The sequence below is a fragment of the Telluria antibiotica genome, from assembly GCF_011682055.1.
In the GTDB taxonomy this organism is placed as follows: domain Bacteria; phylum Pseudomonadota; class Gammaproteobacteria; order Burkholderiales; family Burkholderiaceae_D; genus Telluria; species Telluria antibiotica.
Window position 1 is genome coordinate 60,836 of record NZ_JAAQOM010000006.1, and the last position, 23,392, is coordinate 84,227.

General features: G+C 66.9%; 21 protein-coding genes. 6 read left to right on the forward strand and 15 right to left on the reverse strand.

Going from position 1 to position 23,392, the window contains the following annotated elements; translation table 11 throughout:
- Positions 1-22: 22 nt before the first annotated feature.
- Positions 23-826 (forward strand): DUF481 domain-containing protein, encoded by an 804-nt coding sequence (locus HAV22_RS11380; protein WP_308789213.1) that lies wholly within the window; start codon positions 23-25, stop codon positions 824-826.
- A gap of 76 nt (positions 827-902) precedes the next feature.
- Here HAV22_RS11380 and HAV22_RS11385 read toward each other — a convergent pair whose 3' ends face one another.
- The 4 genes from HAV22_RS11385 to HAV22_RS11400 form a co-directional block, all read right to left on the reverse strand.
- Entirely contained in the window at positions 903-1,391 is a 489-nt protein-coding gene (locus tag HAV22_RS11385) for a hypothetical protein (protein WP_166859197.1), read from the reverse strand.
- A 125-nt stretch (positions 1,392-1,516) separates the two neighbouring features.
- Entirely contained in the window at positions 1,517-1,921 is a 405-nt protein-coding gene (locus HAV22_RS11390) for a GFA family protein (RefSeq protein WP_166859198.1), read from the reverse strand.
- Between the two features lie 19 nt (positions 1,922-1,940).
- Entirely contained in the window at positions 1,941-3,245 is a 1,305-nt protein-coding gene (locus HAV22_RS11395; RefSeq protein WP_166859199.1) for an MFS transporter, read from the reverse strand.
- A complete protein-coding gene (locus HAV22_RS11400) occupies positions 3,242-3,565 on the reverse strand; it encodes a thioredoxin family protein (protein WP_166859200.1) in 324 nt (107 codons plus the stop codon). Before HAV22_RS11400 ends, HAV22_RS11395 begins: the two co-directional genes overlap by 4 nt.
- Positions 3,566-3,764: 199 nt before the next feature.
- On the opposite strand from HAV22_RS11400, the gene HAV22_RS11405 reads away from it, so the two are divergent.
- From HAV22_RS11405 to HAV22_RS11415, 3 genes are all read left to right on the forward strand, one after another.
- Complete coding sequence (locus HAV22_RS11405) at positions 3,765-3,950, forward strand: DUF3606 domain-containing protein (RefSeq protein ID WP_166859201.1); 186 nt, start codon at positions 3,765-3,767, stop codon at positions 3,948-3,950.
- Between the two features lie 155 nt (positions 3,951-4,105).
- Positions 4,106-5,224 (forward strand): mechanosensitive ion channel family protein, encoded by a 1,119-nt coding sequence (locus tag HAV22_RS11410; protein ID WP_166859202.1) that lies wholly within the window; start codon positions 4,106-4,108, stop codon positions 5,222-5,224.
- 74 nt (positions 5,225-5,298) lie between these two features.
- Positions 5,299-6,156, forward strand: a complete 858-nt coding sequence (locus tag HAV22_RS11415; RefSeq protein ID WP_166859203.1) for a glucose 1-dehydrogenase — start codon at positions 5,299-5,301, stop codon at positions 6,154-6,156.
- Between the two features lie 4 nt (positions 6,157-6,160).
- Here HAV22_RS11415 and HAV22_RS11420 read toward each other — a convergent pair whose 3' ends face one another.
- The 3 genes from HAV22_RS11420 to HAV22_RS11430 all read right to left on the reverse strand — a co-directional run bounded on the left by HAV22_RS11420 (position 6,161) and on the right by HAV22_RS11430 (position 12,856).
- Entirely contained in the window at positions 6,161-8,566 is a 2,406-nt protein-coding gene (locus tag HAV22_RS11420; protein ID WP_371869612.1) for a penicillin-binding protein 1A, read from the reverse strand.
- 78 nt (positions 8,567-8,644) lie between these two features.
- Complete coding sequence (locus tag HAV22_RS11425; RefSeq protein ID WP_166859204.1) at positions 8,645-11,467, reverse strand: bifunctional diguanylate cyclase/phosphodiesterase; 2,823 nt, start codon at positions 11,465-11,467, stop codon at positions 8,645-8,647.
- Between the two features lie 51 nt (positions 11,468-11,518).
- A complete protein-coding gene (locus HAV22_RS11430; protein ID WP_166859205.1) occupies positions 11,519-12,856 on the reverse strand; it encodes a chloride channel protein in 1,338 nt (445 codons plus the stop codon).
- A gap of 74 nt (positions 12,857-12,930) precedes the next feature.
- Here HAV22_RS11430 and HAV22_RS11435 point away from each other — a divergent pair, with 74 nt between their 5' ends.
- The gene (locus tag HAV22_RS11435; RefSeq protein WP_166859206.1) at positions 12,931-13,443 is read left to right on the forward strand and encodes a MarR family winged helix-turn-helix transcriptional regulator; all 513 of its coding nucleotides are present in this window, start codon (positions 12,931-12,933) and stop codon (positions 13,441-13,443) included.
- 198 nt (positions 13,444-13,641) lie between these two features.
- Here the strand turns inward: HAV22_RS11435 and HAV22_RS11440 are convergent, their stop codons facing one another.
- Genes HAV22_RS11440 through cyoA form a run of 8 tightly spaced genes read right to left on the reverse strand, consistent with a single transcriptional unit; the run spans position 13,642 to position 21,878 of the window.
- Positions 13,642-15,045 carry a metallophosphoesterase family protein gene (locus HAV22_RS11440; protein WP_229421190.1) on the reverse strand — a complete coding sequence of 468 codons (1,404 nt, stop codon included), beginning with the start codon at positions 15,043-15,045 and terminating at the stop codon, positions 13,642-13,644.
- 44 nt (positions 15,046-15,089) lie between these two features.
- Positions 15,090-15,647, reverse strand: a complete 558-nt coding sequence (locus HAV22_RS11445) for a response regulator transcription factor (RefSeq protein WP_166859207.1) — start codon at positions 15,645-15,647, stop codon at positions 15,090-15,092.
- On the reverse strand, positions 15,637-16,989 hold the full coding sequence (locus HAV22_RS11450; protein ID WP_166859414.1) for an ATP-binding protein: 1,353 nt from the start codon (positions 16,987-16,989) through the stop codon (positions 15,637-15,639). Before HAV22_RS11450 ends, HAV22_RS11445 begins: the two co-directional genes overlap by 11 nt.
- A 13-nt stretch (positions 16,990-17,002) precedes the next feature.
- Complete coding sequence (locus HAV22_RS11455; RefSeq protein WP_166859208.1) at positions 17,003-17,818, reverse strand: SURF1 family protein; 816 nt, start codon at positions 17,816-17,818, stop codon at positions 17,003-17,005.
- Entirely contained in the window at positions 17,818-18,225 is a 408-nt protein-coding gene (gene cyoD / locus HAV22_RS11460; protein WP_166859209.1) for a cytochrome o ubiquinol oxidase subunit IV, read from the reverse strand. Before cyoD ends, HAV22_RS11455 begins: the two co-directional genes overlap by 1 nt.
- Entirely contained in the window at positions 18,222-18,857 is a 636-nt protein-coding gene (cyoC, locus tag HAV22_RS11465; RefSeq protein ID WP_166859210.1) for a cytochrome o ubiquinol oxidase subunit III, read from the reverse strand. Before cyoC ends, cyoD begins: the two co-directional genes overlap by 4 nt.
- Positions 18,850-20,853 carry a cytochrome o ubiquinol oxidase subunit I gene (gene cyoB, locus HAV22_RS11470; protein WP_166859211.1) on the reverse strand — a complete coding sequence of 668 codons (2,004 nt, stop codon included), beginning with the start codon at positions 20,851-20,853 and terminating at the stop codon, positions 18,850-18,852. The genes cyoC and cyoB overlap by 8 nt, the downstream gene beginning before the upstream one ends.
- Positions 20,854-20,855: 2 nt before the next feature.
- Positions 20,856-21,878 carry a ubiquinol oxidase subunit II gene (cyoA, locus tag HAV22_RS11475; RefSeq protein ID WP_166859212.1) on the reverse strand — a complete coding sequence of 341 codons (1,023 nt, stop codon included), beginning with the start codon at positions 21,876-21,878 and terminating at the stop codon, positions 20,856-20,858.
- 149 nt (positions 21,879-22,027) lie between these two features.
- On the opposite strand from cyoA, the gene HAV22_RS11480 reads away from it, so the two are divergent.
- Complete coding sequence (locus HAV22_RS11480) at positions 22,028-23,374, forward strand: MFS transporter (protein ID WP_166859213.1); 1,347 nt, start codon at positions 22,028-22,030, stop codon at positions 23,372-23,374.
- Positions 23,375-23,392 lie beyond the last annotated feature (18 nt).

Here is a 23,392-nt window from a genome sequence, read left to right on the forward strand (position 1 = left end):
CAAGGCAGCCGTACCAATGCCCATGAAATCTCTGATGCTTTGTGTGCTGGCCCTGTCCAGCGCGGGAGCGGCGATGGCCGCTCCGGACGACCTCGGCGACAGCGTGCCCTCGTCCAGTTACTTCACCCAGGCGCCCGCGACCGCGATACCGGAAGGCAGCAACTGGTACACGTCGGCCGAACTAGGCGCAATCACGACGTCGGGCAACACCGAAGGCACGTCCGTGACGGGCAAGGTCGATGCGCGCCACGAAATGGCCAACTGGAGCAACGAGTACATCTTCAGCGGGTATTTCAAGGAAGACGTCACGCACCACGGCGACGGCAGCACGACACGCACGCGGTCGGCCGAACGCTACTCCGTCTCGGCGAAGGCGGCGTTCAAGCTGCTGGAAGACGGGAACCGTGCGTTCCTGCTGGGCTCGCACGTGAACGACAAGTTCGGTGCGTACACGCGTTACTCGTCCGTGGGTGTCGGTTACGGTACGCAATTGCTCAAGCGCGATAATGAGACCGTGGACGTCGAAGTGGGTCCGGGTTACTTCCACGGAGAGAATGCGACCGGGGGCATCGAATCCGGCATGACCGTGCGCGGCGCGGCGCAGCTGCGCTGGCGGGTGAGCCCGTCCGCCGCGTTCTCGCAGAGCGTCAGCGTGGAGCGGGGCACGTCGAACATGCACTCGATCGCCGAGACGGCGCTGAGCACGAAGATCAACGGCACGATGCAGATGAAGGCGGCGTTCAGCGCCCGCAACGATACGAACGTGCCGGACACGAAGAAGAACACGGATACGCAGACGTCGCTGACGCTCGTCTACTCGTTCTGATCGGTCGCGTTCGCCACGAGCACAACCCATGAAAAACGGCCGGGGCGACCCGGCCGTTTTCCTTTCTATCCTGCTCTTATTTTGACAGGATCGAGCCCGTCAGCTGGATCGTGCCCTGCCCCGTCACGAGATCCTCGGTACCGGCCAAGTCGCCGCCGCCGCTCGCTTTCGCGTAGCGGCCGGTGCCGCCCGTGATCTGGAACGTGGCATTGCTGAATACGTATTTGGCGCCGTCGCCCGTCGGCACGAACTGGCCGCTGTAGTTCGCAAAGATCAGCTCGCCGCTCATGGTCGTGATCATGAACTTGCCGTCGCTGAAGGTATAGGTGGCGCCGTTCGGCGTGATGCAATCGGTGGCTATGAACGTGACCTTGCCGACACTGCTCGTGCCGTAGCCCAGGATGGTGCCGCCGTAATTCGAGGCGCAGCGCGAGGACGGCCCTGGAATTTCCTGCAGCACGCCAGACACCTTGAAGTCCCGGTACGTCGCGGCCTCGGCGGACGCGCACAGCGCGGCCGACAAGAGGACAGTACCGGTGGCAAGACGCAGGACAGACTTGAACATGAAGTTCTCCGTGTAAATGGTTGGAACTCCATTTTAACGATCTGCTAATGTTTCGTGCTCATCTTTATGTACTATCTTGTAATTTTGTTGCAAAGATACCGATGAATGTGTCTTCCACGTCAATACTATTTGGTTTGATCACGTGTCTCGGGGTAACGCGGCATTTCATCTGCGAGGTGCAGCCAATGCACGCGCTGCGCTTCGTACGTGTGGTCGGCGGGCGCGACGGCGTTCGGATCGTCCAGGCTGCCCATCGTCACGTCGATCTCGTCCGGCGCCGCGGCGCCGCGCCACGTCAGCTGCGTGCCGCACGCGCTGCAGAACTGCCGTTCGACGCCGGGACTGGACGGATTGAGCGCGGGCGTGCCGCGGGTCCAGCGCAGCGCGTCGCGCCGCACGCTGAACCATGCGAGCGCGGGCGCCCCGCTCGCGCGGCGGCAATCCACGCAATGGCATAACGTGGGGTGGAACGGCTCGCCTTCCGCCTCGTAGCGCACCGCGCCGCACATGCACCCGCCCAAGAGTCCCATCGCTCCTCCCGTGTAGTCGTCAGCGTGCGGCGGCCGGGGTTCCCCGGGGTGCCGGTGCCGTCAACAGCAGCGCGACGAGGCTGATGATGGACGCCGCACTGAGATACCAGCCCACCGTCTGCAGGCCGTAGTTCGTGGCGAGCCATGTTGCCACATACGGCGCCAGCGACGCGCCCAGGATGCCGGACAGGTTGAACGTCAGCGACGCCCCCGTGTAGCGCACTTCCGGCGGGAACAGTTCCGACAACAGCGTGCCCAGCGGGCCGTACGTCAGCCCGATCAGGCACTGGCCCAGCACGAGGAACAGTGCGACGTACGTCAGTTTGCCCGAGCCGAACATCGGCCCGAACAGCAGGCCGAACAGCGCGAGCCCGACGGACACGAGGATCATCGCGGCGCGGCGGCCGTGACGGTCCGCCAGCACGGCCGCGACAGGGATCGTGAGGCCGAAGAACACGATCGCGCCCAGCTGCAGCAGCAGGAACTGCTGGCGTGAATAGCCGAGCGCGGACGTGCCCCAGCTCAGCGCGAACACGGTCATCAGGTAGAACACGACGAAGGTGGCCAGCGCGGCCAGCGTCCCCAGCACGAGCGCGCGCGTATGGTTCGCGAACACGGCGGCGACCGGGAGCTTCACGCGCTCGTTGCGGTCGAGGACGGCCTGGAAATCCGGGGTTTCCGTGATCTTCAGCCGGACGTACAACCCGACGAGCACGAGCAGGCTGCTGGCCAGGAACGGGATGCGCCAGCCGTAGCGGAGGAATTCCGCATCGCTGAGCATGCCGGACAGCAGCAGGAACACGCCGCTCGACAGGAAGAAGCCGATCGGCGCGCCCAGCTGCGGGAACATGCCGTACCAGGCGCGCTTGCCCGGCGGTGCGTTTTCCGTCGCCAGCAGCACGGCGCCACCCCATTCGCCGCCGAGGCCGAGGCCCTGGCCGAAGCGGCACAGCGCGAGCAGCAGCGGCGCCGCCGTGCCGATCGTGGCATACGTCGGCAACAGGCCGATCACGACGGTCGACAGGCCCATCGTGAGCAACGCCGCGACGAGCGTGGCCTTGCGCCCGACGCGGTCGCCGAAATGGCCGAACACGGCCGAGCCGACGGGGCGCGCAAAAAACGCGATGGCGAACGTCGCCAGCGATTGCAGGGTGGCCGCGGCGGCGTCACTGGCCGGGAAGAACAGCTTCGGGAACACCAGCACGGCCGCGGTGGCGTAGATGTAGAAGTCGAAGAACTCGATGGTCGTGCCGATCAGGCTGGCGAACAGGACGGTCGCCGGGCGGTTCCGCGCGGGATGCGCATGCGTGGCAGCCCCGCTCATGCGGCACCGGCCTGGGTCAGCGCGTCGGCCAGTTCGCGGCTGTCGACCGGACGCACGACGCGCGCGACTTCCTGGCCATCCTTGAGCACGACGACGGTGGGCCACAGCTTGACCTTGAAGGAGCGCCCCAGCTTGCGGCCGGGACCGTCCTCGACCTTGATGTGCTGCACGCCGGCGTACGGTGCCAGCGCGGCGTCGATGTGGCTGGCGGCCGCCTGGCAATAGCCGCACCAGTTGGTACCGAAATCGAGGGCGACCACCCCCGGCAGCGCGTCGATGGCGCTGCGCTCGGGCTGGGCGGTGTCGTAAGGCTTCGTCATGCAAGTCTCCTGGTTGTCGATCGCGCTAGCCTACAACAAAACCCCCTCGTGCCGTAAGCCCAAGGCAACCCGCGACAGGCGGTTTGCCGGGCGAAACCCGAAAATAATGGGTATTTCATGTGCCCGCAACGTGAAACACCGAACGGAATACGGCCACGCTCGCTGGCATGCTGCGCTCATACCGATCAAGGAGGCCATCATGTCCGACAATCTGCAGAACCGCGGTGGGCAGGACCGTTCGCGCATCAACATGCACGAGAAATGGGAAGTCCAGTACTGGACGAAGGAACTGGGCGTCACCGAGGAAGAGCTGGCCAATGCCGTCAAGGAAGCCGGGAACAGCGCCGACGCCGTGCGCCAGCACATCTCCGGCACGCGTCACTGACAGGTGCGCGGCGCGGCGTCCTGCCCGCGCCGTCGCCACCCTGCTCTTCCGCCACGGGCGTGGGCGCCGCGCCCACGCGCCGGCAGGCGGTGCGCATCCGTGCGCATCCCCCAGCCATCCCTCCGCTCCCCTGAACGTCTTCCGAAAGGAGCCCAATGACTCTTCGCGCCTTTGTTTCCGGTCTCGACATCGGCTGGACCGATGCCGCCATCGCGCTCGCGGCAGCCGTCGTGAGCTTCGTGGCCATCCACGGCGCCGTGCACCTGGTCCGCCGCAAGCTCGACCAGTTGGACGGCCCACGCGCCCGCAAGCCCATCGTCGACGTGCTGCGCCACACGATCGCGCGCACGAGCAATCTCGCGATCGTCGCCACGTCGCTGCTGATCGGCGCGTCGCTGCTCGACCTGCCGCCGCCGTGGGACCAGCGCATCGGCCACCTGTGGTTCATCACGCTCGGTGCGCAGCTGGCCGTGTACCTGCACCACGCGATCGCCGTGACGGCGCGCCGCTATTTCCGCGTGCACGGCCGGGGCCTCGAGGACGAGCAGGTGACGGTCGCGCACACCCTCGTGATCTGGGCGCTGCAATGGAGCGTGTGGACGGTGTTCCTGCTCGCGATGCTGTCCAACCTGGGCATCAACGTGACGACGTTCGTCGCGAGCCTGGGCATCGGCGGCGTCGCGGTCGCGCTGGCCGTGCAGAACATCCTGGGCGACCTGTTCGCGTCGCTCGCGATCGCCACCGACAAGCCGTTCGAGGTCGGGGACGCCATCTCCGTGCCGGAATTCTTCGGCACGATCGAACACGTTGGCCTCAAGACGACGCGCATCCGCGCGCTGTCCGGCGTGCAGATCGTGATCGCCAACGCGGAGCTGCTGCGCAAGACCGTGCACAACTTCAAGCGCCAGAACACGCGGCGCGTGCAGTACACGTTGCGCGTGAACCCGGCCACGCCGGCCGATCTGGCGGCCCAGGTGCCGGAGCGGCTGTCGGCCATCATCGAGGCGAAGGACAAGGTGAAGCTGGACCACGTGAGCCTGACGACGATGGACCAGAACTACCTGGAATACGACGTCGTCTACAACCTGTCCGACGCGAACTACCCCCTGTTCCTGCGCACCCAGCAGGCCGTGCTGCTGGAGACGATGCGCATGCTGCGCGAGATGGGCATCTCGACGGCGCCACGCGCGCAGGAACTGCTCGTGCACGAGCCGGCAGCCAACGACGGCGACACGCGCCGTCCGGACGGCCGGCAGCTCCGTCCGATGCATTGACCAGAGGAACGGGACGCCGCGAGCCGGCGTCCCGGCCTAGAATCCGTGGCTCCACGTTTTTCGAGGAGGCCACGATGCCCGCAGAACGACAGCGCCAGCAACCCCAGCAACAACAGACCCCGCCAGGCCACGAAGCAGCCTTGAACCCGCAGGCCGATCATGGCGAGACGAGTTACGTCGGCCATGGCCGGCTCGCCGGCAAAGCGACCGTGATCACGGGCGGCGACAGCGGCATCGGCCGCGCCGTTGCCCTCGCCTTTGCGCGCGAAGGCGCCGACGTCCTGATCTCGTACTTGAACGAGGACGACGACGCGCGCACCACGGAACGCCTCGTGCGCGACGCCGGACGCAAGGCCGTGCTGGTCCCCGGCGACATCGCCGACCCGGCCCACTGCCGCGCCATCGTCGACCGCGCCGCGCAGGAATTCGGACGCATCGACGTCCTGGTCAACAATGCCGCCTTCCAGATGACGCGCACGTCGTTGGAAGACATCCCGGACGACGAATGGGACCGCACGTTCGCCGTCAACATCGCGGCGATGTTCCATCTTTGTAAGGCGGCCGTGAAGCACATGAAGCCGGGATCGAGCATCATCAACACGACGTCCATCAATTCCGACAACCCGAAGCCCACCCTGCTCGCGTACGCGACGACGAAAGGCGCCATCGCCAATTTCACGGCCGGCCTCGCGCAGCTGCTGGCCGAGAAGGGGATACGCGTGAATTCGGTGGCGCCCGGGCCGATCTGGACGCCCCTGATCCCGTCGACGATGCCGCCGGACGAGGTGGCGAGCTTCGGCCAGCAGGTGCCCATGAAGCGGCCGGGCCAGCCGGTCGAAGTGGCGCCCGTCTACGTGCTGCTCGCGTCGGACGAGGCCAGCTACATCTCGGGCGCGCGGGTTCCGGTCACCGGAGGCACCCCGATTTTGTGACGCGTCACGCGTCGTTCGGCGGCGGCAGCGTGATGCCTTCCTGCTGCAACTCTGGCTGCGGCGGCGCCGGCGCCTCGTTGTCCGGCGGCTGCGGCGTATCGGCCGGCGGGCCGCCTTCCTGCTGCATGTCGCCGCCCTCTTCCATGTCCTCTTCCGGTGGCGCTTCTTCATGGCGGATCACGGGCTCCGGCTTGTGCCCGCCTGGGAACAGCGCGTCCGCACTGATCTTGCCGCTGCCCAGTACGGACTTGAAGAAGTCGCCCACGAGCAGGATGGCGCTGTGGCCGCCCTGCCCCCAGTAGTTGGAGCGCATCGTCACGCGGTTGTCGTTGAAGCCGACCCACGCGCCCGCGACGAGGTTCGGGTGCATCATGATGAACCACGCGTCCGCGTTGTTCTGCGTCGTACCCGTCTTGCCCGCGACGTCGGCGGTGATGCCGAAGCGGTAGCGGATGCCCGTGCCCGTGCCGCGGTTGATCACGCCGCGCATCATGTCGATCAGGGTGACCGCGGATTCCTGCGACAGCACCCGCTGCGGCGTCTGCTGCCCGAAGTCGGCGACGACCTGGCCGTTGCGGTCCGTGATGCGGCGCACGAACACGGGCTTGCGGTATTCGCCTTGCGCCGCGATCGTCGAATAGGCATTGACCATCTCGAGCAAGGTGACGGGACTCGTGCCCAGCGCGATCGACGGCACCTTCGCCAGCTTGCTCGTGCGGACGCCCAGGTCCTGCGCGAGCTTGACGACGGGCGCCACGCCGATGTCGCGCACGACCTGCGCCGTGATCGTGTTCTTCGAGTAGACGAGGCCATCGCGCAAGGTCAGCTGGCGGCCCGTCGTGCCGCTGTTGTCCGTCGGACGCCACTCGGTGCCGTCGGCGAAGCGGATCGTCGTGACGGCATCGAGGTAGGGATGGTCGGGCGCGATGCCCTTTTCCAGCGCGGCAGCGTACACGATGGGCTTGAACGTGGAGCCGGGCTGGCGCGCGGCCTGCGACACGTGGTCGTACTGCTCGCGCTCGAAGTCGCGGCTGCCGACCCACGCCTTGATCTCGCCCGTGTTCGGATCCATCGCGAGGAAGCCCGCCTCCAGGCGCGACTTCGCGGCCTTCAGCTGGCGCATGAAATCGCGGTCGGCCTTCAGGCGCTTCAGCGCCGCGACGGGATTCTCGCCCCCGTCCACTGCCTTGCGGTACGAGGCGGATTCACGGACGAAGGTCTCGAGCAGCTCGCCGTGCGACGACCAGTAGTATTCAAACGGATTGACGCCGCCGCGCATGTCGACATAGGGTTGCGTGGTCGTCGCGTTGATGGGCCAGGAATGGGCCCAGTCGACGTCGGCGATGGCCTGCAGCGCGCCCGCCTGCGTCTTGACGGCCTGCAGCGCCGCCTGTTGCAGGTCGTAGTCGAGCGTCGTCTGCACGACGAGGCCGTCCTGCTGCAGGTCGGCGTCGTTCTTGTCGGCCCACTCCACCAGCCAGCGCCGCACGTACGCGGTGAAATGGTCGTCGCGTCCGGTGTGCTCGGCGAGCCGGGCGAAGTGCACGCGCAACGGGCGCTTGACGAGCTGGCGGTAGCGCGCCTCGTCGAACACGCCTGCCTTCAGCATCTGCCCCAGCACGACGTTGCGCCGCGCCAGCGAGCGCTCCGGGTTCGTCACGGGGTTGTAGTAGGCCGTCCCCTTCAGCATGCCGACGAGCGTGGCCGCTTCCGTCTCGTTGAGCTGCGCGGCCGTCTTGTTGAAATAGGTGTGCGCCGCGGCCTCGATGCCGTACGTGTTGTACAGGAACGGCACGGTGTTCAGGTACGCTTCGAGGATTTCCGGCTTGCTGTACGTGTTCTCGATCTTGAAGGCGGTGATGAGTTCCTTCAGCTTGCGGTTGATGTTGCGCGCCCGCCCGATCTCGTCGCGGAACATATTGCGCGCCAGCTGCTGCGTGATCGTGGAGCCGCCCTGCGGATCGCCCTTCAGGCTGGCGACGAGCGCGCCGCCGATGCGTGTGAAGTCGACGCCGTGGTGGTCGTAGAAGCGGTGGTCTTCCGTCGCGATGAGGGCGTTGACGACGTTCGGCGACACCTGCGACAGCGGCACCTTCATCTGCACGCCCTGCTCGAAGCTGGCCAGCTGGCGGCCGTCCGCGGAGACGACGACCGTGGCCCGCGCCACGCGCGCCTGCTTGACGTCCTCGATGCCGGGCGTGAGGGGGAACAGCAGCGCGATCCACAGCGCGAACAGCGTGACGAGCAACAGGAGCAACCCGGCCGCGATGTACAGCCAGCGCACGTGCGGCGGTTTCGTCATCAGGTGGCCGTGGGCCCGTGCGTAGGCTTCCCTGGCGCGGGCACCCGCGCGGTCGATCATGCGGCGTTCGCGCCCGTCCCAGCGCTTGCCGTCGTTATGGTCATCCACTCTTGTTTCCTGTCGGCTTCCTTGTCGATACGTCCGCAAGTATAGCCGACGACCCGGGGCGGGTCGGTTAGGCCGCGCTCATACGGTCGCATTGTGCGGCAGCATGTGGCGTCCCATGCGCAGCAGGCGCTCGACTTCGGGGCCCGACGCCGCTTGTGCATACACGTGGCCCTGCACCTCGTCGCAGCCGCGCCGGCGCAGGTAGTCGAGCTGCGCCTCCGTCTCGACACCCTCGGCGATCACGCGCATGCGCAGTCCGCGCGCCAGCTCGATGATGGCGGCGACCATCGCCGCATCGTCCTCGTCGAACGGGATGTCGCGCACGAAGCTGCGGTCGATCTTGAGGACGTCGACGGGAAACCGGCGCAGGTACGACAGGCTCGAATAACCCGTGCCGAAGTCGTCGATCGACAGTTTCACGCCCATCAGCTTCAGTTCGCGCATCGTGCGGATCGCGCTCTCCACGTCGCCCATCACGAGGCTTTCCGTGATCTCGACTTCGAGGCACGACGCCGACAATCCCGTCTCGTCGAGCACGCGCGCGATGTCGGGCACGAGGTTCGGTTCGGCGAACTGGCGCGCCGACAGGTTCACCGCGATGCGCAGCGGGCCGAAGCCGGCATGCTGCCACGCGCGGTTCTGCCGGCACGCCGTGCGCAGCACCCAGGCGCCGATGGGCACGATCAGGCCCGTTTCCTCGGCCAGGTTGATGAAGCGGTCGGGCCGCACCATGCCCATGCTCGGATGGCGCCAGCGGATGAGCGCCTCCAGCCCGACGACGACGCCGGATTCCAGGTCGACCTGCGGCTGGTAGTACAGCTCGAATTCGTCGTGCACGAGCGCGCTGCGCAGCGCGCCCTCCAGCGCGAGTCGTTCGCGGGCGCGCGCGTTCATCGTCGGCATGTAGAACTGCACCATGTTGCGGCCCAGTTCCTTCGACCGGTACATCGCCACCTCCGCGTGCTGGATCAGCGTGGCCGCGTCGCTGCCGTCGGCGGGATACGCAGCGAGGCCCGCGCTGCCCGTCAGCACGAGGTCCTGCCCGGACAGCTCCAGCGGATGGGCCAGCGCCTGCAGCACGGCGCGCACGGTGGCCGCCGCCTCGGACTCGTTCTCGCGGCCCGGCAGCACGAGCACGAATTCGTCGCCGCCCGTGCGCGCGACCGTGTCCGCGCGCTCGACGGCCGCGCTGATGCGCTGCGCGGCCGCCTTCAGCAACTGGTCGCCCGCGTCGTGGCCCAGCGTGTCGTTGACGAACTTGAAGTGGTCGAGGTCGAGCGCCGCCACCCACACGGTGCCGCGCCCGGCCGCCATGGCGATCGCGTTGTCGATGCGGTCGTGCAGCAGCGAGCGGTTGGCGAGGCCCGTCAGCGTGTCGAAGCGGGCGCGCGCCTCCAGCTCGGCCTCGTAGCGCTTGGCCATCGTCACGTCGTACTGCGTCATCACGAAATGCGTCGTGACGCCGTCCTCGTTGTTGACGGGCGCAATATAGACCTCCGCATGCATATCCCGGCCGTCGTCGCACGACAGGCGCATCGACACGTGTCCCTCGCGCCGCTCGCGGATGGCGGCGCGCAGCTCGGCCACGGCGGCCTGGTCGGGCTCGCGCGCGCCCAGCTCCGCCAGGCCCCGCCCGACGACGTCGGCCGCGTTGTAGGCGCGGATGCGCTCGTACGCCGGGTTCACGTATTCGACCGGGTAGCCGGGTCGCGTCGCGCTGATGAGGATGACGGCGTTGGCGCTCGCGTCGATGGCGCGCCGGTACAGCCGCAGCGCGTCGAGCGCCTCGTGCAGGTCGGCCGTGCGGGTCTCGACGAGGGCCTCGATGCGCCGCGTGCGCTTCACGCGGCTTTGCACGTAGGCCGACGTCGCCACGCTGACGAGGCAGCCGAGGATCAGCGCCGTGAGCGGCCCGGCGCCGCCCGCCATTGCGCTGGACCGTCCCGTGACGCGCAGCTCCCACGGCATGCCTGCCACGAGGAACGGGTGGCGGTTCGAGAACACGGCGTCGCCGAACCACGCCCGCCACGCAGGGCCGGAGGCCTTGTCCAGCGAGTCGTGCAAGTAGGCGCGTTGCGGGCCATCCACACCGGGGCCGTACAGTTCGACCCTGAGTCCGCTGCTGCGCAGCATCTTCGATTTCTCGAGGGTCGAGCCGACCAGCGCGGCCACGTCGATCATGACCGCGGTGTCACCCAGCGCGGCGGCACTGCGCGCGGCGGCGTTGGTCAGCGGCGCGCCGCGCTCGTACACGGGCATGAGCAGGATGAAGCCGAGGTGGTCGCGGCGCTGCAGCAGCGGCAGCATCTGGCTGGATCCGGGCTGCCCCGTGTCGACGGCGCGCATGAACGCGGTGCCGTGCGGCGCGTACGAAAACAGGTCGTAGCCGACCGCGACCTCGTTCCCTTGCGTCGGCTCGATATAGTCCACGACGAGATAGCGCGGCCGCGGGGCCGCGTTCACGAGGGTGATCGTGTTGCCGTCCACGTGCCGTTCGCGGATCGCGAAATCCGGCCGGAAACGCCGGTTCTCCGCCTCGAACGCGGACCGCTCGGCGTGGCTGACCATGCGGTGGAACACGACGGCTTGCAGGTACGGGTGATTGCCGAGAAGCGGCCGGGCGAACGCGCCGAATTCGGCGCGGGTCGCGAGGCCGACCGAGGCAAACAGGGCGTTCGCCGCCTGCAGCACGTCGAGCGCGTCGCCGAAGCTGCGGGTGACGGTGGCGTTGCGGATTTCCGCGCGCTGCAGGAACTCGGAGCGGGCCCGCTCCCGTTCGCCGTCGACCATGCCGATGACCAGTACGGCAGTAAGACCCAGTCCCGCCAGCAGCGTGAGAACTGCGGCGGGCGTCGGAGACCGCGGGCGGATGCGGCCGGAGCGCACTTTCCGTGTCAGCATGCCCCATCCTAGCATAGTGGTCCTGCGTGACCGTCTTATTTTCGCGCCGCTTCAGTCGGCCGCTGCGCGTTGTTCCGGCGCCACGGCCGGGGTCGGAATCCGCGCGAGTTGCAGGTTGGCCAAGGTCGGGTAAAGCGGCCGGCTGATGAGGCGCGCGACGGCGAACGCGACCAGCGCGCACGCCATCAGGCTCAACACCATCGCGTGGCCGTCGACCATTTCCATCACGATGATGAAGGCCGTCAGCGGGGCCTGCGTGGCGGCCGCGAGGAAGCCGACCATCCCGAGCGCGATCAGCGCCGGCACCTGCACGTGGTACAACAGGAGCGCGACGTCGTTGCCGAACGCGGCGCCGATCGCCAGCGACGGCGCGAAGATGCCGGCCGGTACGCCGGCCCACGTCGTCAGCCATGTGGCGAGGAATTTGAAAGGTGCATACGCGAACGGCATCGCGGCGGTCCCCTCGACCATGTGGCGCGTGCTCGCATAGCCGGAACCGAATGCGGCGCCGTCCGTCGCAAGGCCGACAATGGCGACCGCGAGACCGCACACGGCCGCGAACAGCACGGGGCGGCGTGCGCGCAATCGGCTGGCCACGTCGCGACCGCTGCCCGACAGCGACGCGATCATCAGCCGCGAGAACAGCCCGCCGGCCAGGCCGGACAGGATCGCCACGAACAGGCCGGGGAGCAACAGCCAGAGGCCGACCGCGGGCGCGTGGATGACGCCGAAATAGGCACCGTCGCCGTGTGCCGACACGCCGACGAGGCCGGCCAGCACGATGCCGGCGATGATCAGGCCGCTGGAGCGCTGTTCCGGCGCCCGCGCCAGTTCCTCGATCGCGAACATGACCCCGCCCAGCGGCGTGTTGAACGCGGCCGCGATGCCGGCCGCGCCGCCCGCGACGAGCAGGCCGTGGATGCCGACGGCGCTGCCGGCCGGGATCATCCGGCGGGCCTGCAGCATGACGCCGGCCGCGATCTGCACGGACGGGCCTTCGCGGCCCAGCGACAGGCCGCCCAGCAGGCCGCCGGCGGTGAGCACGATCTTGGCGATCGTCAGGCGCAGCGACACGAACAGGCCGCGCTCCCCGTCGCCGACTTTGGTGTCGAGGGTGGCCATCACCTGCGGGATGCCGGAGCCGGCGGCGCCGGGGAACCACCGGCGCGTGCACCAGACGACGAGCGCCGTGCACGTCGGCGTCCAGACGAGGGGACTCCACCACGCCAGCGCGCGCAGCGCCAGGAAGCGTTCGTACGCCTGGTCGGCGAGCCAGGAAAACCAGACGACCGTCAGGCCGGCCGCCGCGGCGAGCAGCATCACCGTGGCGCGCACGGCCCACAGGCGCCAGTCGCCCAGTTCGCGGCGCAGGTCCGGTGCCGCGTTCATGGCAGGCACCCGGCGGATCGTTGTCCGATCGTCATTTTTCGGCGGATCGTCGGCATTTCCGCTATCATTCTTGCATGTCCTCGTCTTCTCATTCCAATCCGGCCGCCGAGCCGGACACGCTGCCGTCGCCACCGTCGTCGACGCGGGTATTGCGCCAGTTCCGCGTCGTCTTCAACGCCGTCAAAACCCATTTCCGCCAGGTCGAGCGCGAAGCGGGCGTCGGCGGTGCCCAGCTGTGGGCGTTGTCCGTCATCGACCGCCGGCCGGGCATCGGCGTGACCGAGCTCGCGCGCGAGCTCGACATCCACCAGTCGACGGCCAGCAACCTGATCAAGAGCCTCGTCGAACGAAGCCTCGTGGCGACGAGCCGCGAAGGCACCGACCGCCGCAGCGTGTCGCTGCGCATCCAGCCGGCCGGGGCCGACGTGCTGCGCAGCGCTCCCCTCCCCTTTGCCGGCGTGCTGCCGGACGCCCTGTCCGCGCTCGACGCCGCCACGCTGTCCCGCCTCGAGCAGGACCTCGGCAAGCTGATCGCCCTGCTCGAAGCGGACGAAGCCAGCGGCAACGTGCTGCTGTCGCAGATGTAGCCCGCCGCGCACGGGCGGAGTCTCGTTCGTGGGCGCTGCATGAAAAATGGCCCGCGGCGCACCGCGGGCCCAATACAAGCAATCCTCATCGCTGATCGCGGGGCGGCTGCACGCTACCCTGCGCTCACGCCCATTGTGACACAAGCGATGTATCGCGGGCAATCACTTTTGTAGCAATGTAGTTTGGGCGCGCCACCGTCAGACCTGCGGCACGGCGCAGCGGGAATGGCGTCCCGTCACGGTGCACGTGTTGCGCTCGCGGCCGTCGCGGTCGTGGACGACGACCCGCCACGTGTCCGGGCTCGTGCGCTCCATCGTCATGAAACCGAAGCCGTCGATCCAGGAACTCAGGGCCTCGAGCACGGCGCCGGGCGCCGGCGACTGCCCGGCGGGGGCCGTAGGCGGCAGCGGGACAATGTCTTCCGCCGTGCCGGCGAAGCCCGCGACGAACTGCGTCGGGTGGTCGGTCGCGAAGCTCGCCTGCTCCCACAGGTGCACGTGGCCGGACAGCAGCACGTCGATCGAGGACGGCAGCAGGCGCGGGTCGAGTGCGCCGAACGCCTGCGTCAGGCCGGCGTCGCCGCCGAACAGCGTGACGGCACCCGTCTTCGCATCGCGCGTCGCGCCGAACGCGTACAGCGGGTGGTGGTCGACGGCGACGTTGTGACGCCGCTGCCGTGCGAGCACGTCGATCTTGCGCCACGTGCCGGCGTAGCGCTGGACGCGCGCGTCGCCCGGCGCAAAGCCTTTCCAGTTCGTGTCCGCGGTATCGAACACGATCAGCTGCGCGTCGCCACCCAGCGGGACGGCGTACGGATCCGTGTAGTCGGCGCGGCCGTCGGTGGCCGGGTCGTCGCAATTCGCGGCCGGATCGTACGGGTGGGGGTCGAGGAAACGCCACCAGCCCTGCCCGCCCCGTGCGCACGTCTCGTGGTTGCCGCGCGCGAGGACCCACGGCGCGGCTGCGAACAATGCGCGTCCGGGCGCGAAGAAGTCGGCGTTCCACGCGTCCCAGCCGTAGCCGTACGGACTGCCCGCGCAACCGGGCCGGTCGGCCGGGCACGGGTCTTCCCGATAGTGATAGTCGCCCACGTGCACGACGAGGTCGGGCTTCCACGCGGCCGCGCTCGCGGCCACGCGCGCGAACGGATACGCGTCCGGGTCGTTACAGTCCTGGAACTCCTTGCCTTTCAGGCGGCACCCCGTGTCGCCGATCACGACGATGCGTGTCACGTCGCCCTTCGGCAGCGGGAGCGGCTGGCCGGCGACGTCCACGTGCGTGCTGCCCGCCGGGATCGCGGTCTCGCAGGACAGCACGGGACTCGACGGCGCCTCCGGATGAACGGTCGCGCTGTGGCCCTTGCCGCGCGGCGGGATCGGCGCGAACGGCGCGCGCACCGCCATCGGCGCCGTGCGGCCATCGATGGTGATCGCGGGGCAGTTGCGTGCCGTCGTGATGGCGCGTGCCAGCGGAGCGCCGTCCGTGCCGAGCACGACGAAGGCGGCCGCGGGCGGCTGCCCGGGACCGAAGCTGGCGCAGCCGGCCAGCAGCAGCGCCGCGGCCAGCGCGCCCGTGCGGGATTGCAGGAACATGGAGATCATCGCGTGTGTCCGGTAAAGCCGGCAATGTAGCACGGACGCGTCGCTTACTTGACGCGCTGCTTTTCCAGCTTGCGCGCGAGCGTGCGGCGGTGCATGCCGAGCCGGCGCGCAGCCTCGGAAATATTGAAATCCGTCTCGGCCAGCACGGCGTGGATGCGCTCCCATTCCAGCGTCTTGATCGACGTGGAGCGGTTCGTCAGTTCCAGCTCCGTGTTGCCCGCCACGTGGCCGAACGCGGCCTCGATGTCGTCCGTGTTCGACGGCTTCGCGAGATATTGGCACGCGCCCAGCTTGATGGCTTCGACCGCGGTGCCGATGCTGGCGAAGCCGGTCAGCACGACGATCTGCATGTCCGGGTCGTGCGCATGCAGCATCTGCACGCAGGCGAGGCCCGAGCTGTTGCCCTTCAGTTTCAGGTCGACGACGGCATAGCCGGGCGTATGGTCCTTCAGCAGGTCCTGCGCCTCGTCGAGGCCAGGCGCCTGCAGCACCTGGTAGCCGCGCCGTTCGAACGAGCGGCCCAGCGTGCGGGCGAATGCGTCGTCGTCTTCGATGATCAAGAGGAGGCGTGCTTCTTCTTCGTGGTCGTCGTCAGTGGACATGTGAGGGTTCCTTGTCGAGCGCGATCGCGGACAGCGGCAACGTCAGCGTGACGGCGGCGCCGCCTTCCGGACGGTTCACGGCCTGCACCGTCCCGCCCAGGGTGCGGGCCACGTTCACGACGAGGAACAGGCCCAGGCCGCCGCCGGGACGGCCCTTGCTGGACTGGTACGGTTTGCCGAACTGGGCCAGCATCGCCGGGGCGAAGCCGGGGCCGCGATCGAGCACGGTCAGCGCGAGTGTGCCGTCGGCGACACAAGCGTCCACGCCGACCCAGTCGGGCGACGCTTCCAACGCGTTGTCCAGCACGTTGTCGATCATTTGTTTCAATGCGGAGTCGAAGGCGACGGGCAGGTCGTGCTCGATCCGGTTGCGGTAGTCGAATTCGCGCACGGGCCGGCTGTGCTGCCATTCCTCGACGAGCTTGTCGAGGAAGCCGCGGATCGTCGTGCGCGCGGCCGACTCCCCGCGCGCCTCGCCGGCCGACAGCAGGATGCCGCTCACGATGGACTTGCAGCGCTTCAGTTGCGTTTCCATTTCCGTGATTTCTTCCAGGAGGTCGGGGTTCGCCTTGAATTCGCGCATGCGCTTCCAGTCGCCGAGGATCACGGATAGCGTCGCCAATGGCGTCCCCAGTTCGTGCGCGGCGCCCGACGCGAGCAGGCCCATGCGCACGATATGCTCTTCCTCCGCGGCGCGCTGGCGCAGGTCGGCGAGCTGCGCGGCCTTGCCCTTCAAGGTGTTCGTGATGCGCGAGATGAACACGACGAGCAGCGCCGCGTTCAACGTAAAGCAGATCAGCATGCCCTGCACGTACAGGCTCGAGATGCCGCGCGCGTGGTCGAACGGCAGCGCGAGCGGCTTCGCGAACACGGAGAGGCCCGCGAGGCACGCGAGCGTGATGGCGACGATGGTCCACGTGGACCACGCTTCCAGCAACACGGCCGACAGGATCACCTGCAGCAGGTACAGGAACGCGAACGGGTTCGTCGTGCCACCGGACAGGTACAGCTGCATCGTGAGGCTGGCCACGTCGACGAGCAAGGCGAGGAACAACTCGCTGTTCGTGACGGGCCGGTGTTCGTGCCAGCGCAGATGGCTGGCGATGTTGAAGGCGATCAGGCACGCGAGCACCTCGAGCATCTGCACGAGCGGCAGGTGTACGTCGAACACGAGGATCGCGCCGGCGATGGTCGTGACCTGGCCGATGACGGCGATCCAGCGCAGCTCGATCAGCTGCAGCATGTTCTTGTGGCCGGCGACGTATTCGACGTCGGCGGCGGACGCCGTGCGGGCGCGCTGCGCCACGGCGTCCGCGGCCTTGTCGGCGCCCCGCTCGACCATGCGCTTCAACAGATCAGTCGTGTCGTTCATCGTCCTCGTGTTCCCGGCCGTGGCCGCGCGCGACCCACCACCATGCGCCGGCGACCATCAAACCGAGAGCATACCAAGTGATGGCGTACACGAGGTGGCTGTTCGGGAAATTCACGACGGTGAGGCCACCGACGGGCTGGTCCGGGCTGTCCGGCGGATTCTGGCGCGCGGCCGCGTCGACGAAGAATGGTGCGACGGCGCGTGTCGTGCCGAGGCCGCGCGCGGCGGCGATGGCGCCCACGTCGCGCGTGTACCAGCGGCCGGCGGCCGCGTCGTTCGTCCGGCTGAAGGCGCCGCCATGCTCGCTCGTGCGCAACAAGCCCGTGACGCCGGCCGCAGCGCCGCGGGCGTCCGCACACGGGTCGCCGGCCGCGCGCTGCGGCGCGTAGCGCGTGCGCGCGCCCGGGTCGGCGGGAATGAAGCCGCGGTTGACGATGACGATCGCGCCATCCGTCGTGCACATCGGCGTGAGCAGCCAGTAGCCGCTACCCTCTTCCGTGAGGGCCTGGACGGGTGTGGTGAGATCGTAGAGATAAGTCCCGCGCAGCGCGACGCGTCGATACTCGTCGGATGCGGGAGTGATGCCGGCCCAGCGTTCGCGCGGCGGCACGGGCGCCGGGGCAGCGTGCACGCGTGCGTTCACGCGTGCGATGAGGTCCAGTTTCCATTGCAGGCGGTAGACCTGCCAGGTGCCCAGGCCGGCAAAGAGGACGATCAGCAGCAGCGCGCACGCTGCCAGCAACGGAGACAAACCCCGGTGCCGGCGGGCCGGCGCTGCGGCAAGATCGTCCCTCGCCATTACTGCATGTCGTGCATGCCGTGTACCGCGCCGCCGTCGTTGCCCATATTGGGCATCATGTTGGCGTTCATGTGGTACATGACCCAGACGGAGCCGGTCAGCACGATGAACAGCAGGATGACGGTCAGGATCAGCGCCATCATGTTCCAGCCGCCTTCCGACTTCGAGTTCATGTGCAGGAAGTACACCATGTGCACGACGACCTGCACCGCGGCGAAGCCGAGGATGACGAATTTCGTCGTGCCCGGTGCCAGCTGGTGGGTCATCACGAGCCAGAACGGGATCGCCGTCAGGATCACGGACAGGATGAAGCCGATCGTGTAATCCTTGAAGCTGCCGTGGGCGTGCAGGTGGTCATCGTCGTGATGACCGTGGCCGTGGCCATGGGCGTGGTGGTGATCGCTCATGGCAGGACTCCCATCAGATAAACATAGGTGAACACGCCGATCCAGATGACGTCCAGGAAGTGCCAGAACATCGACAGGCAGGCGAGGCGGCGGTAGTTGGCGGCGTTGATGCCGTGCTTACCGACCTGGAACATCAGCGTGACGAGCCACACGATGCCGAAGGTCACGTGGAGGCCGTGCGTGCCGACCAGCGAGAAGAACGCGGTCAGGAAGCCCGAGCGCCACGGGCCGTTGCCTTCGTGGATCAGGTGCGCGAATTCCTGCAGTTCCAGGAACAGGAAGCAGGCGCCGAAGATGCCCGTGACGAGCAGCCACATCTGCGTGCCCTTCACGTTCTTCTTCTGCGCGGCCAGCATGGCGAAGCCGTACGTGATCGACGAGAACAGCAGGAACGCCGTGTTCAGGGCGACGGTCGGCAGCTCGAAGATCTCGGCGCCCGACGGACCGCCCGCGTAGTTGCGGCCGAGGACCGCATACGTCGCGAACAGGCAGGCGAAGATGAGGCAGTCGCTCATCAGGTAGATCCAGAAACCGAGCAGCGTGCCGTTTTCCGGATGGTGCTCGCGCACGTAGTAGCGCGAGCTCGGGTCGGCGCTCGCGGCGCCGGCGTGGGTTACGTTAATGTCAGACATGGGCTTCCAGCATACGGGTGCGTTCTTCTTCCGTGCGGGTCACTTCGTCCGCCGGGATGTAGAAGTCGCGTTTGTAATCGAACGTGTGGTAGATGGCGACGGCGATCATGCCGACGAACGTCACGCCCACCAGCAGCCACATGTGCCAGATGATGCCGAACGCCATCAGGAACGAGATGCCCGGGATCACGGGGCCGGCCCACGTGTTCTTCGGCATGTGGATGGCGACGTAGTCCTTCAGCGGACGCTTGTAGCCGTTCTTCTTCATGTCGGCCCACGTGTCGTTGTCGTGCACGACCGGAGTGAACGCGAAGTTGTAGTCCGGCGGCGGCGACGACGTCGACCATTCCAGCGTACGGCCATTCCACGGGTCGCCCGTCACGTCGGCCAGTGCCTTGCGGTTCAGGATCGACACGAAGATCTGCATCAGGAGGCAGCCGATACCGGCGGCGATCATCAGGGTACCCACCAGCGAGATCTGGAACAGGTAGTGGATCGACGGGTCGTCGAAGTGGCTCATGCGGCGGGTGACGCCCATGAAGCCCAGGATGTACGGCGGAGTGAACGCGACCCAGAAGCCGATCGACCACAGCCAGAACGAGTACACGCCCCACTTGCGATCGAGGCGGAAGCCGAACATCTTCGGCCACCAGTAGTTGATACCCGCGAACAGGCCGAACAGCACGCCGCCGATGATGACGTTGTGGAAGTGGGCGATCAGGAACAGCGAGTTGTGCAGCACGAAGTCGGCCGACGGGATCGCCAGCATCACGCCGGTCATGCCGCCGATGATGAAGGTGATCATGAACGACACGGTCCACATCATCGGCAGTTCATAGCGGATGCGGCCCTTGTACATGGTGAACAGCCAGTTGAAGATCTTGGCGCCGGTCGGGATCGAGATGATCATCGTCGTGATGCCGAAGAACGAGTTCACGCTCGCGCCCGACCCCATCGTGAAGAAGTGGTGCAGCCACACGAGGTACGACAGGACCATGATCACGACGGTCGCATAGACCATCGACGAGTAGCCGAACAGGCGCTTGTTGCAGAACGTCGCGACGACTTCCGAGTAGATGCCGAACGCCGGCAGGATCAGGATGTAGACCTCGGGGTGGCCCCAGATCCAGATCAGGTTCACGTACATCATGGCGTTGCCGCCCAGTTCGTTCGTGAAGAAGTGCGTGTCGAACAGACGGTCCAGGCCGAGCATGGCCAGGGTGGCGGTCAGGATCGGGAAGGCCATCACGATCAGGATGTTGGTGCACAGGGCGGTCCAGGTGAACACCGGCATCTTCATCAGGTCCATGCCCGGCGCGCGCATCTTGACGATGGTGACGACCAGGTTCACGCCCGACAGAAGTGTGCCGACACCCGCCACCTGCAATGACCAGATGTAGTAGTCGACGCCCACGTCCGGACTCGCCAGGATGCCGGACAGCGGCGGGAACGCCAGCCAGCCGGTACGGGCGAATTCACCGACGAACAGCGACGCCATCACGAGGATCGCGCCGGCCGTCGTCATCCAGAAGGAGAAGTTGTTCAGGAACGGGAACGCCACGTCGCGTGCGCCGATCTGCAGCGGCACGACGTAGTTCATCAGGCCCGTCACGAACGGCATCGCCACGAAGAAGATCATGATCACGCCATGGGCGGTGAAGACCTGGTCGTAGTGGTGCGGCGGCAGGAAGCCGTGCGAATCGCCGAACGAGAACGCCTGCTGGGCGCGCATCATCAGCGCGTCGGCGAAGCCGCGCAGGAACATCACGAGACCCAGCACCATGTACATGATGCCGATCTTCTTGTGGTCGATGCTGGTGAACCACTCGTTCCAGAGATAGCCCCACAGCTTGAACTTGGTGAGCAGGGCGAGACCGACGATGCCGCCCAGTGCCACCATGATAAAGGTACCGATCAGGATCGGCTCGTGATAGGGAATCGCTTCCCAGCTGAGCCGACCGAAGATCAACTTCGCTAAGTCAAATTGATCGTGCATGATTACTTCTTCTTTACGGAATCATTGGGCGTGGTGCAGACCTCGCCGTTGGCCTGGGCCAGGCGGGTCGCTGCCGCATGTTGTGGCGTGTTACGCATCGCCATTTCGCGGGCCTTCTTCGCGTCGTCGTTCATCATCTTGTCCTGGCAGACGACGCCGTCGGCGACGCAGCGGTTCAGGACGCGATAGTAGAGGTCGTCGTCGACGGCCGCATAGCGGTGCACCGGCTCCTTGATGCTCGGCTTTTCGAGCGTCAGGTAGTTCGCGCGGTCGAGCTTGGCGCCGCCGCCGGTCTTGACCGACTGCACCCAGCTGTTGAAATCGCCCTGGGGCACGCCGCGGTAGCCGAAGCGCATGTCCGAGTAGCCCGCGCCGCTGTAGTTGGCGGAGAAGCCCACCGACTGGATCGGCTTGTTCTGCACGGCGTTCAAGGTCGTTTCCATGCCCGGCATCGCGTAGATCATGCCCGCGAGTTCCGGCACGTAGAACGCATTCATGACGGACGTCGCGCTGATCTTGAAGCGCACCGGCACGTCGACGGGGACGACCAGTTCGTTCACGGTGGCGATGCCCTGCTCCGGATAGATGAACAGCCATTTCCAGTCCATCGCCACGGCCTCGATCACGAGCGGCTTGGCCGATGCCGGGACCGGGCGGCCTTCGGCCAGGCGGTCCAGCGGGCGGTACGGATCGAGCTTGTGGGTCGAGATCCAGGTCACGAGACCCAGCACGATGATGATCAGCAGGGGCGCGCCCCAGATGACCAGTTCCAGCTTGGTCGAGTGGTCCCAGTCGGGCTCATAGGCCGCTTCGGTATTGCTCGCGCGGTATTTATGGGCAAACCAGATAATCAGGATCATCACGGGGACGATAATCAGCAGCATCAGGATCACCGAAACGACGATCAGATCCGCCTCTTGCTTGGCGATGTCACCGGAAGGGTTCATCACCACCGTGTTGCAGCCGGCAAGGGCCGCTAACAGTGGGGAGAGGAACACTCCGCGACGGAGGGTCTTTGGAATCATGCTTTGTGTTTTACGTTACATGGGAAAAATAACATGCTAATGTAACGCCAACGGCGTGCGTTTGGCGATTGGACGTTTTGTCCTACCCTTATCCGTTTTGCAGCTTTTCTGAGGGGCCAAGGGCCGTCGGCTAATAAGGAGACGAAGACATGCAAGGCACCCCGAACACGTACGGCGGCGCAGGAGCCGCTCCCATCACAGCACCCCACTCCGGGGCCCGGAACATCAACACCCGCGACACGAACATTGCGCCGGGCGAGATCGCGGTCGGCGTCGTCATCGGCCGCGCTTCCGAATACTTCGACTTCTTCGTTTATGCGATCGCTTCGGTGCTCGTGTTTCCCGCCGTGTTCTTCCCGTTCGCCGACCGGCTGGAGGGCACGCTGTATTCCTTCGCCATCTTCGCGCTGGCGTACGTCGCGCGACCGATCGCGTCACTTGTCTTCATGGCAATCCAACGCCACTACAGCCGCGAGATCAAGCTGACGATCGCGCTGTTCCTGATGGGCTCGGCGACGGTCGCCATCTCGATGCTGCCCACGTATTCTCGCTGGGGCGAGTGGTCGATCGTCTCGTTGGCCATCCTGCGCATCGGCCAGGGCGTCGCCCAGGGCGGGTCGTGGGACGGGCTGCCGTCGCTGCTCGCACTCAACGCGCCCGAGAACAAGCGAGGATGGTACGCGATGTTGGGACAACTTGGCGCACCAACTGGATTCATCATCGCGGCGGGGCTATTTTCCTACCTGATGGCGCAGCTGTCGCAGGACGATTTCCTCGTGTGGGGCTGGCGCTATCCGTTCTACGTGGCGTTCGCGATCAACGTCGTCGCCCTCTTCGCCCGCCTGCGCCTCGTCTCGACACCGGACTACACGCACCTGCTGGACGAGCATGAACTCGACCCGGCCCCGGCCCGGGAAGTGATCGGCAACCAGGGCACGAACATCGTCATCGGCGCCCTCGCCGCCCTGTGCAGCTACGCGCTGTTCCACCTGGTGACCGTGTTCCCGCTGTCGTGGATCCAGTTGTACGACACCCGCTCGATGGCCGACTTCCTGCAGGTCCAGATCATGGGCGCGGGGCTGGGCATCGTGGGCGTGCTGGCGTCGGGCCTCATCGCCGACAAGTTCGGGCGCCGCAACACGCTGGGCACCCTGGCCGCGCTGATCGCCCTGTTCTCCGGCTTCATCCCCACGTTGATGGACGGCGGCGTGGCCGGCCAGAACGCGTTCATCCTGATCGGCTTCCTGCTGCTCGGCTTGTCGTACGGCCAGGCCTCGGGCGCCGTGACGTCGAACTTCCTGCCGCAATACCGCTACACGGGCGCCGCGCTGACGTCCGACCTCGCGTGGCTCGTGGGCGCCGCCTTCGCCCCACTCGTGGCGCTGGGCCTGGCCGCGAACTTCGGCCTCGGCTACGTCAGCCTGTACCTGCTTTCCGGCGCCGTCGGATCGCTGGCCGCGCTGAGCCTGAACCGGGCGCTGGAGATCCGCAACTGATTCACTGTTTGAAGGAAG

Excerpts from the sequence above, each read along its gene's own strand:
- HAV22_RS11380 (WP_308789213.1), top strand. The coding sequence starts at position 23 with ATGAAATCTCTGATGCTTTGTGTGCTGGCCCTGTCCAGCGCGGGAGCG.
- HAV22_RS11385 (WP_166859197.1), bottom strand. The coding sequence starts at position 1,391 with ATGTTCAAGTCTGTCCTGCGTCTTGCCACCGGTACTGTCCTCTTGTCG.
- HAV22_RS11390 (WP_166859198.1), bottom strand. The coding sequence starts at position 1,921 with ATGGGACTCTTGGGCGGGTGCATGTGCGGCGCGGTGCGCTACGAGGCG.
- HAV22_RS11395 (WP_166859199.1), bottom strand. The coding sequence starts at position 3,245 with ATGAGCGGGGCTGCCACGCATGCGCATCCCGCGCGGAACCGCCCGGCG.
- HAV22_RS11400 (WP_166859200.1), bottom strand. The coding sequence starts at position 3,565 with ATGACGAAGCCTTACGACACCGCCCAGCCCGAGCGCAGCGCCATCGAC.
- HAV22_RS11405 (WP_166859201.1), top strand. The coding sequence starts at position 3,765 with ATGTCCGACAATCTGCAGAACCGCGGTGGGCAGGACCGTTCGCGCATC.
- HAV22_RS11410 (WP_166859202.1), top strand. The coding sequence starts at position 4,106 with ATGACTCTTCGCGCCTTTGTTTCCGGTCTCGACATCGGCTGGACCGAT.
- HAV22_RS11415 (WP_166859203.1), top strand. The coding sequence starts at position 5,299 with ATGCCCGCAGAACGACAGCGCCAGCAACCCCAGCAACAACAGACCCCG.
- HAV22_RS11425 (WP_166859204.1), bottom strand. The coding sequence starts at position 11,467 with ATGCTGACACGGAAAGTGCGCTCCGGCCGCATCCGCCCGCGGTCTCCG.
- HAV22_RS11430 (WP_166859205.1), bottom strand. The coding sequence starts at position 12,856 with ATGAACGCGGCACCGGACCTGCGCCGCGAACTGGGCGACTGGCGCCTG.
- HAV22_RS11435 (WP_166859206.1), top strand. The coding sequence starts at position 12,931 with ATGTCCTCGTCTTCTCATTCCAATCCGGCCGCCGAGCCGGACACGCTG.
- HAV22_RS11440 (WP_229421190.1), bottom strand. The coding sequence starts at position 15,045 with ATGATCTCCATGTTCCTGCAATCCCGCACGGGCGCGCTGGCCGCGGCG.
- HAV22_RS11445 (WP_166859207.1), bottom strand. The coding sequence starts at position 15,647 with ATGTCCACTGACGACGACCACGAAGAAGAAGCACGCCTCCTCTTGATC.
- HAV22_RS11450 (WP_166859414.1), bottom strand. The coding sequence starts at position 16,989 with ATGGTCGAGCGGGGCGCCGACAAGGCCGCGGACGCCGTGGCGCAGCGC.
- HAV22_RS11455 (WP_166859208.1), bottom strand. The coding sequence starts at position 17,818 with ATGGCGAGGGACGATCTTGCCGCAGCGCCGGCCCGCCGGCACCGGGGT.
- cyoD (WP_166859209.1), bottom strand. The coding sequence starts at position 18,225 with ATGAGCGATCACCACCACGCCCATGGCCACGGCCACGGTCATCACGAC.
- cyoC (WP_166859210.1), bottom strand. The coding sequence starts at position 18,857 with ATGTCTGACATTAACGTAACCCACGCCGGCGCCGCGAGCGCCGACCCG.
- cyoB (WP_166859211.1), bottom strand. The coding sequence starts at position 20,853 with ATGCACGATCAATTTGACTTAGCGAAGTTGATCTTCGGTCGGCTCAGC.
- cyoA (WP_166859212.1), bottom strand. The coding sequence starts at position 21,878 with ATGATTCCAAAGACCCTCCGTCGCGGAGTGTTCCTCTCCCCACTGTTA.
- HAV22_RS11480 (WP_166859213.1), top strand. The coding sequence starts at position 22,028 with ATGCAAGGCACCCCGAACACGTACGGCGGCGCAGGAGCCGCTCCCATC.